Here is a 12,043-nt window from a genome sequence, read left to right as displayed (position 1 = left end):
CCGTGCTGATTAAGTAGGTAAAACTACTTCATCTTCTGTGAAACAGGCTTTCCAGCTTGCATAGAAAGAGCAGTGCATCACTGTTAAGCCTGCCATCGAAAGAGGCGCAACAATGAATGAGGCTACTTGCCCCAAGTCCATAGCATCAAAGAGCATACCTATCGTTAGCGGTATGGCAATTAAGATAGCACTCCAAATGGCAAGATATAAGAAGAAGGCTGCTTTGTTATTCCAACAAGCCAAATAGCTAGAAAAAATTGCTTGTGGAACCGACATATCTGCCCATGCTATGAGTACTGGTGAGAACCACATAAGCATGGCAACGGGTATATACAGTATTGCGCCGAAGAAAAGCACTAAATAGATCTGGCGTAGTGCTTCAGGCGTAATCGGTTTATCGCTAGTCATTAAGGGAAGTAGTAATTCAAAATCTACCAATAGACTTAAGATAAAGCTCAATAGCAAAATGAGGGCGGCATAAATGAGGCCCAATTGCATGATGCGTTTACGAATGAGTTGACCTGATTGCAGTCCGATCAAATATACCGTCGGTTTGATACGCTCTTTTTGGATAGCTTGCCGACAAGCAGTCATGAAGCCCACCGCAAGAGTTGGCGTGAAGAGAAGAACAGCAAATACACCAATGACCGGAATAATGATGGCTAACTGCGCAACAAATACATACATAAAAACCAGCATCAAGAAGCCCAAGGGGTTTTGTTTAAATAGCCAAACACCTTGTCTTATCCAGACATAGCCTTCTTGTGGGGCAATTGAGTTCAGTTTCATAGGGAGCGACGACTTAAAAGAATATGTTCAAAGTGGGTTGGGTCATGAGGGGTTAGCATTTGGGCATCGCGTGGTAAATAAAAATCCCATAATCTGGAAACCCAAAAGCGCAGGGCTGCTGCTCGCAACATCAAAGGCCAGCTTACTTGCTCTTCTCTAGTGAGTAAGCGGACTGATTGGTACGCCTTCATGAGTGCTTCCAAGCGAGCGGGATCTAAATCCTGTTGATTGTCAGCAAGACACCAATCATTTGCAGTAACCGCTAAATCGAATAGCCACTTATCAGTACCGGCAAAATAAAAATCAAAGAAACCGCCTAATTGATCATTAGCGGAACTAAGCCCTTCCTTTGGATCGAAGAGGACGTTGTCGCGAAAGAGATCGCAATGACTGGAGCCCTGGGGTAGGGCATCGTAATTGGCTGAGCTAAAGAATGCTTCTTGAGTAGTTAGCTCATGAGTGAGCAATTCTTTTTGCAATGCATTTAAATACGGCAACACCAAGGGAATTGTTTTTTGCCACCAAGCGAGACTACGTAAGTTCTCTTGATTTTGTGAAAAATCTTTTCCCGCTAAATGCATTTTGGCTAGCATCTCACCCACTAAGGTGCAATGCTGAGCCTCAGGTTGTAAACGCGATAAGCCGGGTAACTTCGTCACGATCGCGGCAGGTTTACCTTTGAGGGTAAATAGAATTTCACCCTGTTTATTCTCAATGGGTTTGGGGACTGGGATCCCTTTATTTGCTAAGTGGCGCATTAACTCAAGGTAGTAAGGTAACTGCTGTGCAGACAGTCTCTCGAAGAGGGTTAAAACATATTCCTGTTTTTGCCCATCCTTACTAGTATCTAAGAAAAAATTCGAGTTTTCTATACCGCCATGAATGCCACGAATATCAATGGCCTCACCAAGATTGAAATCTTGGGAAATCCAATTGGCAATATCACCAAGCTCGATCGGAGTAAAAACAGCCATAGAACAGCGTCAGTATTTTTTATTAAAAAGGAATGCTGATGCTGGGCACACTCAGAAGTTCACCCTCTCCCGCTTGAGCGCCTGGTTTAACAGAGTCTGGCGGAGACATTTCGTAGGAAGTGTATTTGGTTTTAACCTGTACTTGGGTTGGACTATTTGCGTCTTTGTACTCTGTTACCTCTGTACCATTCCCATCCCTATACTGATAGTTCGGCGTGCGATTTTGAGGGGAGTTGAGCGCGCCAGATGGACTCACTGTTGGAGCAAGCGGCTGATTATTGATTCGATTTAGTTCAGAGGGACTCAAGGCTTGGCTGTTATTCTGAGCTTGTGCTGATCCCACTCCAAAGAGTCCAAAAACCACAAAAAAGCTCATGAGAGCCAGATTTTGACTTGGGAGGTGGCTAATTAAGTTCGTTAGAGAATGCATCATTTTCACCTTTTTAAGCCTACTCTCGGCTGGTTCCTTAACCAGTCCTGTAGGCAATTGACAACTAGATTGTACGATTGCGTTATGACTAAACATAGACTCTTGTTGGTAGACGGTTCTAGCTACCTCTATCGTGCCTTTCACGCTATGCCAGACCTCAGAAATGGGGCTGGAGAGCCCACTGGGGCTATCTATGGCATGGTCAATATGATGCGCCGTGCTAGATCTGAGCTCAAGGCTGACCATATTGCCTGTGTTTTTGACGCCAAAGGGAAGACCTTTCGGGACGAAATGTACTCCGAGTACAAGGCCCATCGCTCGCCAATGCCCGAGGATTTAGTAAATCAAATCGAGCCTATTCATGCCATGGTGAGGGCTTTGGGCTGGCCCATATTGATGGTCTCTGGGGTTGAGGCAGATGATGTCATTGGTACATTGGCTTGCCAAGCGACCGAAGCGGGATGGGAAACGATTATCTCTACTGGGGATAAAGATTTGGCTCAGCTAGTAAATCCGTCTGTGACTTTAATTAACACGATGACGAATGAAATGCTCGATATCGAGGGCGTGATTGAAAAATTTGGAGTGCCACCGAATCGCATCGTTGATTACCTGTCAATCATTGGCGATACCGTTGACAATGTTCCCGGCGTTCCTAAGGCTGGACCAAAGACGGCGAATAAATGGTTAGCAGAGTTTGGTGATTTAGATAACTTGATGGCGCATGCAGATCAAGTGAAGGGCGTGGTCGGAGAAAATCTGCGCGCCTCATTAACTTGGCTACCGCAAGCACGACAACTGATTACCGTCAAAACAGATTGTGATTTATCCCCCCATTTACCCGGCTTAGATGATTTACATGCGAAGTCAGAAGATGCCCCTTTATTGCGAGAGTTATTTGAGCGTTACGCTTTTAAGACCTGGCTGCGTGATGTGGAGAGAAAGCTAGAAAGCCCATCGGGTATGGCTTCTGAGGCACTCCAAGAGCTTGATTTGGCTGGGAGTCCAATCCTTAGAGAGGCTTCAGTAGAGGCTATTGAGATCCCTAAAAGGTCAACCGTAATTGCCACTTCACCGACAAAAGATTTATCGCAAGATACAAGAGATATACAAGACGCTTTTGGAAAAAATTATGAATGTGTAGTAGATGAAGCGGCCCTGGATAGATGGCTAAAGAAAATAGAGTCTGCAGAACTGACTGCTGTCGATACCGAAACAACTAGTTTGGATGCATTGGCTGCTGAATTGGTTGGCATCTCTTTATCCGTTAAACCAGGTGAGGCTTGTTATATTCCGGTTGCTCATCGCAATGGTGAAATACAACTCAGTCGTGAGCTTGTGCTTGCGCGTCTCAAGCCCTGGCTGCAAAGTGCAAGCCATTTGAAGGTCGGACAAAACTTAAAGTACGATGCCCATATTTTTGCAAATTACGACATTACTTTGAATGGTATTGCATACGATACCTTGCTGGAATCGTATGTGTTGGAATCACATCTGCCACACAATATGGATAGCTTAGCTGAGCGCCATCTGGGTATGAAAACCATTCGCTACGAAGAAGTCTGTGGCAAAGGAGTACATCAAATTGGCTTTGATCAGGTAGATCTCAAAATTGCTACTGACTATGCTGCAGAGGATGCCGACATCACTTTGCGCCTGCATTTAGAGCTTTGGCCGCAGATTCAAGCTAGCCCAGGACTACTGTATATCTATGAACAGATTGAGATGCCAGCAATGCGGGTACTTGGCATCATGGAGCGCAACGGCATCCGCATTGATTCTGCTTTATTGGCTAAGCAAGGCCAGCAGGTCGGCAAACGCCTGCTGGAATTAGAAGGGGAGATTCATCAGCTGGCAGGACAGCCGTTCAATATTCAGTCACCAAAACAGATTGCTGAAATCTTGTTTGGCCAACTTGAGCTCCCAGTCATTAAGAAAACACCATCAGGCGCCCCCTCTACTGATGAGGAAGTGCTGCAAAAGTTGGCTGAAGATTACCCATTACCGGCGCGCATTTTGGACTATCGTAGTTTGGCTAAGCTGATGTCTACTTATATCGAAAAACTGCCGCGGATGGCAGATCCTAAGACGGGTCGAGTACATACCAACTTTTCACAGGCAACCGCAGTGACTGGCCGTTTAGCTTCTAGCGATCCCAATTTGCAAAATATTCCAGTACGTACTGAAGAGGGTCGTCGCATCCGCGAAGCTTTTATTCCTGCAGATGGATGTAAGTTGCTCTCGGCAGACTACTCACAAATTGAATTGCGCATCATGGCGCATATTGCTGAAGATGAAAACTTACTAACGGCGTTTAGGGAAGGCAAGGATGTGCACCAAGCTACTGCCGCCGAAATTTTTGGCATTGCCTTAGACGAGGTTAACTCAGAGCAGCGTCGTTATGCCAAAGTCATTAACTTCGGATTGATTTATGGGATGAGCGCTTTTGGCTTAGCAGGGAACTTAGGAATTGAACGCGCTGCTGCTCAGAACTACATTGCAAAATATTTTGATCGTTACCCAGGGGTTGCACAGTATATGGAACGTACCCGCTTAGAGGCTAGAGAGAATGGCTATGTAGAAACGGTATTTGGTCGTCGACTTTGGTTGCCCGAGATTCAGGGCTCTAATGGTCCACGCCGTCAGGGAGCAGAGCGGGCAGCTATCAATGCCCCAATGCAGGGGACTGCTGCAGATTTAATTAAGTTGGCCATGATTGCGGTGGAGGACTGGCTTGAAAAGGAGCAGTTGAAAACTAAACTCCTGCTTCAAGTTCATGATGAATTGGTGTTGGATGTACCTTTAGATGAAATCGAGCTTTTACAGGCCAAGTTACCAGGTTTAATGTGTAATGTTGCCGAGCTAAAGGTACCTTTAGTGGTGAGTATTGGGATTGGCGATAATTGGGAAGAAGCACATTAAAAATCAAGACGAGGAGACAAGAATGACTGAGAAAATACAAAATAGTAGACGCGGTTTTATGAAGACTTCGGCGATCGGTGCCACTGTAATTGGGGTTGGATTTGTAGCAGCTTCCGAGCCAGTCATGGCCGCGGCAATTCAAACGGATTTCACGGGAATTAAAGCCGGAGAACAGATGATTCCAGTAGGCAGCTTTCAGATGCCTGCTTATGTATCGCGTCCTGAAAATTCCAAAGGATCTTTGCCAATCATTATCGTCTTTAGCGAAATCTTTGGTGTACATGAGCACATTGCTGATATCACAAGACGTTTTGCCAAACTGGGTTATCTTGCAATTGCGCCCGAGAAATTCATTCGTGCTGGCGATCCTAATGCTTATGGAACAGTGGCAGAGATTCAGAAGAATATTGTTTCCAAAACCCCTGATGCACAAGTCTTAAATGACTTTCAGGCAGCTTTGGTATGGGCCGGTAAAAATGGTGGCGATCTAAAAAGAGTTGGTGTGACTGGATTCTGTTGGGGTGGACGTATTACTTGGCTCGCTGCTACTTTGCCACAAGTTCGGGCTGGCGTAGCATGGTACGGCAGGCTCATCGGTGAGAAGACTGAAGGCAATCCTCTTCATCCAGTTGATATTGCTGCTGACTTAAAAGCCCCTGTACTGGGTTTATATGGTGGTGCAGACTCTGGCATCTCCTTAGAAAGTGTAGATCACATGCGCGCAGAGCTAGCAAAAGCCGCCCCTAAGAACCCTGCTGCTAAAGCATCCCTCATTGAAGTGTATCCAGATGCTCCACATGCTTTCCACGCAGACTATCGTGGCAGCTATCGCGAAGGTCCTGCAAAAGACGGCTGGGAGAAGTGCGTCGCTTGGTTCAAGAAAAATGGAGTAGCCTAATTACCCCATGAGTGTTCTGCAAACGATTCTTTTGGTTACTGCACTTGCAGGTACTGCTAGCGTATTAGTGGCCGCTACCTTCTCGGTGGCTCTGCTTGCCAAGATGGTCAATAACATGGTGAGTCTGTCAGTAGGTATTTTGTTGGCAACAGCCTTGCTCCACTCTTTGCCGGAAGCATTCAGTATGCAGGGTGCAAGCCCACAGTTATTGTTTGCCACTTTACTTGCGGGTTTATTGGGTTTCTTCCTCCTGGAGAAAATTGCTCTCCTGCGTCATGATCATCACCATGAGGGCGATGGCCACCAGCATCATGATGGGCACGATGCGGAGAATGCGGGACGTAGCGGTTGGATGATCTTGGTGGGGGATGGCATTCATAATTTTGTGGATGGCATCTTGATTGCTGCTGCATTTATGGCAGATTATCAAGTGGGTATCTTTACCGCAATCGCCATCATCGCTCATGAGATTCCACAAGAGATTGGTGATTTCATTGTATTGCTCAATGCAGGATTTTCACGTGCACGTGCCTTACTGTACAACTTGATTTGTGGCCTATCCGCTGTGGTTGGCGGGGTGTTGGCTTACTTCTTCTTAGAGAAGGCCCACGCTGCTATGCCCTATTTACTTGTGATTGCATCCAGCAGTTTTATTTATATAGCAGTAAGTGATTTAATTCCGCAAATGCACCGTCGCCCTCATTGGATAGAGTCCTTGCGTCAAACGCTTTTGATTGCTTGCGGCGTAGGATTTGTAATCCTGCTGTCATTGCTGCATTAAGGACTGCTATAAAGATTGCGCTTTAAAGTTCACGCATTAAAGCTCGATAGGACGCTCAGGGTCAGCGCACCATTCGCTCCAGCTTCCCGCATAAAGACGCGAACCTTTTAGTCCAGCAACCTCCATTGCCAAAAGGTTGTGGCATGCAGTTACTCCTGAGCCACATTGGTGAATGACTTGGGACGGTTTGTTGGCGCCCAGTAGATTGACGAAGTTATTAAATAATTGCTCTGATGTTTTAAATGCTGTTGCAGAGAGATTATTTTTAAAGAAGTGATTGATGGCTCCAGGAATGTGACCACCGATAGGATCCAAGGTTTCATTCTCACCATGAAAACGATCATTTGCTCTTGCATCGAGCACGATGTTTTTTTGAGATTGCAGATTGCTCATCACTTCATCGACTAAAACAAGCCCAACGTAGGGCATTGGCTCAATAGCCTGAGTTGTTGGGTTTGGTTTGCGGGGAATCGTCCCCATTGGGCCATTCCAAGAATCGAGACCGCCATCAAGAACCCGCACATTGGCGTGCCCTGTAGCTTTCAGCATCCACCACAGGCGGCTTGCATAGACTGAACCTTGTTTATCGTAAGCGACGACCAAAGTATTTGGACTAATACCTAAACGGGTTTTGGTTTTTGCCCAGGATTCGGGTGAGGGTAGAGGGTGTCTACCATTGCTGCCATTTTTATTGCCCGATAAATCATGATCGAGATCGACATGAATCGCACCAGGGATGTGGCTCTCTTCATAAGCTTTTCTGCCAGCCTCTGCATCGACTAAATCAAAGCGACAATCACACAGTAAAACATTTTCGCCGCTGTTAATGATTTCTTCTAATTGGTTTGCTGAGATCAGAGGAGTCATATGGCTTCCTGTATTTTTCTAGAGCGAGAGCGTTGGGATTTGCGCCTTAATTATGCGCCTGGAAATTGCATTACGCGACGGTACCATTCATGAAAATGTTGCATCCCATCTTCCATTGGGCTTTGATAAGGGCCCACTTCGTTAATGCCACGCGCAAAAAGGGCTGCACGCCCTTGATCCATACGCTCGCCAATCTCATCATCTTCGATACAGGTTTCCATATAAGCTGCACGTTCAGCCTCTACAAACTCGCGCTCAAATAAAGCAATTTCTTCTGGATAGTAAAACTCCACTACATTGCGGGTCTTGTTGGGGCCCATTGGGTGCAAAGTAGAAACGCACAGCACGCCTGGGTACCATTCCACCATGACATTGGGGTAGTAGGTCAGCCAGATAGCACCGTGGCGCGGAGTCTTGCCTTTGTATTGGCGCATGACAGCTTCGTGCCAGTTGCGGTAGACCGGGGATCCTGGAGTTTGCAAGTCCTTATGAATACCTACCGTTTGTACGCTGTGCCAGTCACCAAACTCCCAGCGTAAATCTTCACAGGAAACAAATTTACCTAGACCTGGATGAAATGGAACAACATGGTAATCCTCGAGGTAAACCTCAATAAAGGTTTTCCAGTTGTAATTGCAATCGTGGACTTCAACATGGTCAAGTAGGTAACCATCAAATTGCAGATCCTCAGCAACACCTAATTTTGCTAGGTCAGTTCGCACATCGCGTGGACCCTCAAATAACAGCCCTTGCCAATTTTGCAAAGGCGATTTACCTAAATGCAGGCAAGGCTTGTCTTCAAAGTGCGGTGCACCTAGTAAATTGCCACCTAAATCATAGGTCCAGCGATGGAGTGGGCAAACAATATTTTCAGTCTTACCTTTGCCATTGAGCATGAGTGCTTGGCGATGACGGCAAACATTGGAAAGGAGTTCTACACCAGATGCATTACGAACCAGAATGCGACCTTCATTTTCAGCGCTTAAGGTTTGGTAGGAGCCCATTTCTGGCACCATGAGCTCGTGGCCAACATAGCCTGGCCCCTGCTTGAAAAGCAGTTCAATTTCCCGCTGATACAAGTCAGCGTCAAAATATGCCGAAACCGGCAGTTGTAGGTTGGACGGCGCAAGATTCTGCGCGGTAGCCAGATTAGTCATTCTCCCCACCCCCGAAAACGTCAGCCGAAGCTAAGCGGAATAACCAATCCAACCATCGACGGATCGATATTGGAAAGGAAGGGGGGAATTATACCCATCAGAGCGCCATCTCGCTTTAATATGTAGGGCTATCCATGTGGGAAATCCAAAGGAAACAACTTATGCCAGCCAAGAAGTCAGAAAGTCTAAAGCCCGGTCTTGAGGTCCAAATTGACCCAGAATTACGCTATGAACAGGCAGTGAAAGAGTTGGAAAAGCTGATTTCTGATATGGAGTCGGGTAAATTTTCTCTAGAAGAGACCCTTTTGGCTTATCAACGAGGCGCGGCTTTGTTAAAGCATTGTCAGGGGGTACTTGCCCAAGTTGAGCAACAAGTGCGGGTTTTCGAGGCTTAATGGCTACGGTTTTTCAATTTCAAGAATGGCTTGCTTCGCACTCTGTACGAACTGAGTCAGCCTTAGGTCGTTTGCTTGATTCTGCGCAAACCACGCCGGTACGTTTGCATGAGGCCATGCGTTATGCCGCCCAAGGTGGTGGCAAACGAATTCGTCCATTGTTAGTGTATGCGGCTGGCGAACTGGGTGATGCTAAAGATGCCGCTTTGGATGCAGCAGCAGTGGCAATGGAATGTATTCATGCCTACTCATTAGTACATGACGATTTGCCTTGTATGGATGATGATGATTTACGTCGAGGTCGTCCTACTGTGCATAAAGCATTTGATGAGGCTACCGCGCTTCTTGTTGGCGATGCTTTGCAAACCCGCGCCTTTGAAATCCTCGCGAATGCCGAGTGTGAAGTTGATGTACGCTTGCTCATGATCAGTGCTTTAGCCGCGGCCTCTGGCTCTCGCGGGATGGCTGGTGGTCAAGCAATCGACCTAGAGAGCGTCGGGAAAAAATTAGATCTAGCAGGTTTAAAGCAAATGCATGCGCTGAAAACGGGCGCTTTGCTCTCCTGTGCAGTTGCTTTAGGTGGTATTGCGGCCCATCTGAATCCCTCCCAAATGAGCCATCTTCAGAATTATTCCACCTCGCTTGGCTTGGCCTTTCAAATCGTCGATGATGTGCTAGATGCGACAGCGGATAGCCAAACCCTGGGAAAAACTGCAGGCAAGGACGCTGCGGCCAATAAGCCTACCTATGTGACCTTGATGGGTTTAGACTATGCTCAGAAGCAGGCTAAAGAGCTACAAGAAGCAGCGATTGCAAGTCTGGATAGTTTTGGTAGTCAGGCGCAAGCCTTGAAAGATTTAGCGCGATTGGTTGTCAATAGAAGTAAATAAGAGAGCTAAATAAGTACGGATTAATCGATTTAATGACTTTAGATTCCATCAACTTCCCTGAAGATTTAAGAAAACTTTCTCGCGAAGAGTTGCCTGCGCTTGCTGATGAGTTACGTCAATTTGTTTTAGATTCGGTATCTAAAACAGGGGGCCACCTGTCTTCTAATCTAGGAACGGTAGAGCTATCCATCGCCTTGCATTATGTATTTGATACCCCCCATGATCGAATTGTTTGGGACGTTGGTCACCAAAGCTACCCACATAAAATTTTGACAGGTCGTCGTGAGCGTATGAATACCTTGCGTCAGTTCAAAGGGCTATCCGGATTTCCGCAGCGCGCGGAAAGTGAGTTTGATGCCTTTGGTACAGGTCACTCTTCCACTAGTATTTCTGCTGCGATGGGTATGGCACGCGCATTTCAGACAAAGGGCGAGCGACACGTTGCAGTTGCGGTAATTGGTGATAGCGCAATGACTGGTGGTATGGCATTCGAAGCAATGAATAATGCTGGCGTCTATGACGATTTACCGCTAGTGGTGATATTGAACGATAACGATATGTCGATTTCGCCTGCTGTGGGTGCGCTCAATCGACACCTCGCAAGATTGCTGAGTGGCAATATTTACTCAGCGACTAAAAAAGGAATTGATAGTGTTCTCTCAATTGCCCCACCGTTAAGGGAGTTTGCAAAACGGCTGGAAGATCATGCCAAGGGTATGGTTTCGCCATCAACCATTTTTCAGGAATTTGGTTTTAATTACTTCGGCCCGATTGATGGGCACGATTTAGATGCTTTGGTCCCGATGTTGCAGAACGTACGCCGTTTGGCCCTTGAGGGGCGTGGCCCCCAGTTTTTACATGTGGTGACCAAAAAAGGCCAGGGCTATGAGTTAGCCGAGGTTGACCCAGTGCTATACCACGGCCCAAGTAAATTTAATCCTGAGGAAGGGATTAAAAAATCTTTAGTCACAAAGAAAACGTTCACTCAAGTGTTCGGTGAGTGGTTATGCGATATGGCGCACGTTGAGCCTCTATTGGTTGGTATTACGCCAGCAATGCGCGAAGGTTCTGGCTTGGTGGAGTTTGAGCGGAGTTTCCCTAAGCGCTATTACGATGTTGGTATTGCCGAACAACATGCAGTGACATTTGCCGCCGGCATGGCATGCGAGGGCATGAAGCCAGTAGTGGCTATCTATTCGACATTCTTACAGCGTGCATACGACCAATTAATTCATGATGTGGCCTTACAAGACTTGCCAGTTTTGTTTGCATTGGATCGCGCTGGATTAGTCGGTGCTGATGGTGCAACTCACGCAGGCGCTTACGACATTCCTTTTTTACGTTGCATTCCAAATATGTTAGTGATGACGCCAGCCGATGAAGCGGAGTGTCGCGATCTGCTCACTACCGCATTCCATCAAGCGCATCCAAGTGCAGTACGTTATCCACGCGGCTCGGGTGTTGGGGCTACTCCTTCAAAAGAATTACGCACATTGCCGTTTGGCAAAGGTGAGATTCGTCGTAAATCCAATGCGCCATCTGGACAGCGCGTCGCTATCTTGGCTTTCGGTACTTTGCTCTACCCGGCATTAGAAGTAGCGCAAAGCATTGATGCCACTGTGGCGAATATGCGTTTTGTAAAACCGCTTGATATTGATCTGATTCAATCTTTGGCAGCCGATCATGATTATTTTGTGACGGTCGAAGATGGCGTTATCCAAGGAGGGGCTGGAAGTGCCTGCTTAGAAGCACTCTCTAGCTTGGGAATGAACAAACCCCTCCTGCAGTTAGGTCTTCCGGATCAGTTCATTGAGCATGGGGACTACAGTTTGCTGATGACCAAGTGTGGCCTGGATGTAGAGGGCATGGCCAACTCCATCAAACAGCGTTTTCCGACCTTATTGACAATAAATTTTGTGGCGGCGGGCAAATAAGCCCGT

At 46.7% G+C, this 12,043-nt stretch carries 11 protein-coding genes; 6 read left to right on the top strand and 5 right to left on the bottom strand.

Annotated features, from left to right (window positions below; all coding sequences use genetic code 11):
- Positions 1-9 precede the first annotated feature (9 nt).
- The 3 genes from ICN45_RS04715 to ICN45_RS04705 are packed head-to-tail and all read right to left on the bottom strand — an operon-like array spanning position 10 to position 2,196.
- Positions 10-789 (bottom strand): BPSS1780 family membrane protein, encoded by a 780-nt coding sequence (locus tag ICN45_RS04715; protein WP_216173801.1) that lies wholly within the window; start codon positions 787-789, stop codon positions 10-12.
- Complete coding sequence (locus ICN45_RS04710) at positions 786-1,763, bottom strand: homoserine kinase (protein ID WP_216173798.1); 978 nt, start codon at positions 1,761-1,763, stop codon at positions 786-788. The genes ICN45_RS04715 and ICN45_RS04710 overlap by 4 nt, the downstream gene beginning before the upstream one ends.
- Positions 1,764-1,785: 22 nt before the next feature.
- A complete protein-coding gene (locus ICN45_RS04705; protein ID WP_216173795.1) occupies positions 1,786-2,196 on the bottom strand; it encodes a hypothetical protein in 411 nt (136 codons plus the stop codon).
- A gap of 81 nt (positions 2,197-2,277) precedes the next feature.
- Between ICN45_RS04705 and polA the strand changes: the two genes are divergently transcribed.
- Genes polA through ICN45_RS04690 form a run of 3 tightly spaced genes read left to right on the top strand, consistent with a single transcriptional unit; the run spans position 2,278 to position 6,794 of the window.
- Positions 2,278-5,115: a DNA polymerase I gene (polA, locus tag ICN45_RS04700; protein ID WP_216173793.1), complete on the top strand. Its 2,838-nt coding sequence runs from the start codon at positions 2,278-2,280 to the stop codon at positions 5,113-5,115.
- A 22-nt stretch (positions 5,116-5,137) separates the two neighbouring features.
- Positions 5,138-6,013: a dienelactone hydrolase family protein gene (locus tag ICN45_RS04695; protein ID WP_216173789.1), complete on the top strand. Its 876-nt coding sequence runs from the start codon at positions 5,138-5,140 to the stop codon at positions 6,011-6,013.
- Between the two features lie 7 nt (positions 6,014-6,020).
- Complete coding sequence (locus ICN45_RS04690; RefSeq protein ID WP_216173786.1) at positions 6,021-6,794, top strand: ZIP family metal transporter; 774 nt, start codon at positions 6,021-6,023, stop codon at positions 6,792-6,794.
- A gap of 36 nt (positions 6,795-6,830) precedes the next feature.
- On the opposite strand, the gene ICN45_RS04685 is transcribed toward ICN45_RS04690, so the two are convergent.
- The gene (locus ICN45_RS04685) at positions 6,831-7,661 is read right to left on the bottom strand and encodes a sulfurtransferase (protein ID WP_216173784.1); all 831 of its coding nucleotides are present in this window, start codon (positions 7,659-7,661) and stop codon (positions 6,831-6,833) included.
- Positions 7,662-7,711: 50 nt separating this feature from the next.
- Positions 7,712-8,818 carry an aromatic ring-hydroxylating oxygenase subunit alpha gene (locus ICN45_RS04680; RefSeq protein WP_216173782.1) on the bottom strand — a complete coding sequence of 369 codons (1,107 nt, stop codon included), beginning with the start codon at positions 8,816-8,818 and terminating at the stop codon, positions 7,712-7,714.
- Between the two features lie 161 nt (positions 8,819-8,979).
- On the opposite strand from ICN45_RS04680, the gene xseB reads away from it, so the two are divergent.
- Genes xseB through dxs form a run of 3 tightly spaced genes read left to right on the top strand, consistent with a single transcriptional unit; the run spans position 8,980 to position 12,037 of the window.
- Positions 8,980-9,213, top strand: a complete 234-nt coding sequence (xseB, locus tag ICN45_RS04675) for an exodeoxyribonuclease VII small subunit (protein ID WP_216173779.1) — start codon at positions 8,980-8,982, stop codon at positions 9,211-9,213.
- Positions 9,213-10,103 (top strand): polyprenyl synthetase family protein, encoded by an 891-nt coding sequence (locus ICN45_RS04670; protein WP_216173776.1) that lies wholly within the window; start codon positions 9,213-9,215, stop codon positions 10,101-10,103. Before xseB ends, ICN45_RS04670 begins: the two co-directional genes overlap by 1 nt.
- Positions 10,104-10,135: 32 nt before the next feature.
- Positions 10,136-12,037, top strand: coding sequence for a 1-deoxy-D-xylulose-5-phosphate synthase (gene dxs, locus ICN45_RS04665; RefSeq protein WP_216173774.1), 1,902 nt, complete (start codon positions 10,136-10,138; stop codon positions 12,035-12,037).
- The last annotated feature ends 6 nt before the right edge of the window (positions 12,038-12,043 follow it).

This window comes from Polynucleobacter alcilacus (assembly GCF_018881545.1).
GTDB classification, from domain to species: domain Bacteria; phylum Pseudomonadota; class Gammaproteobacteria; order Burkholderiales; family Burkholderiaceae; genus Polynucleobacter; species Polynucleobacter alcilacus.
This window is presented reverse-complemented; position numbering and strand designations above follow the sequence as displayed.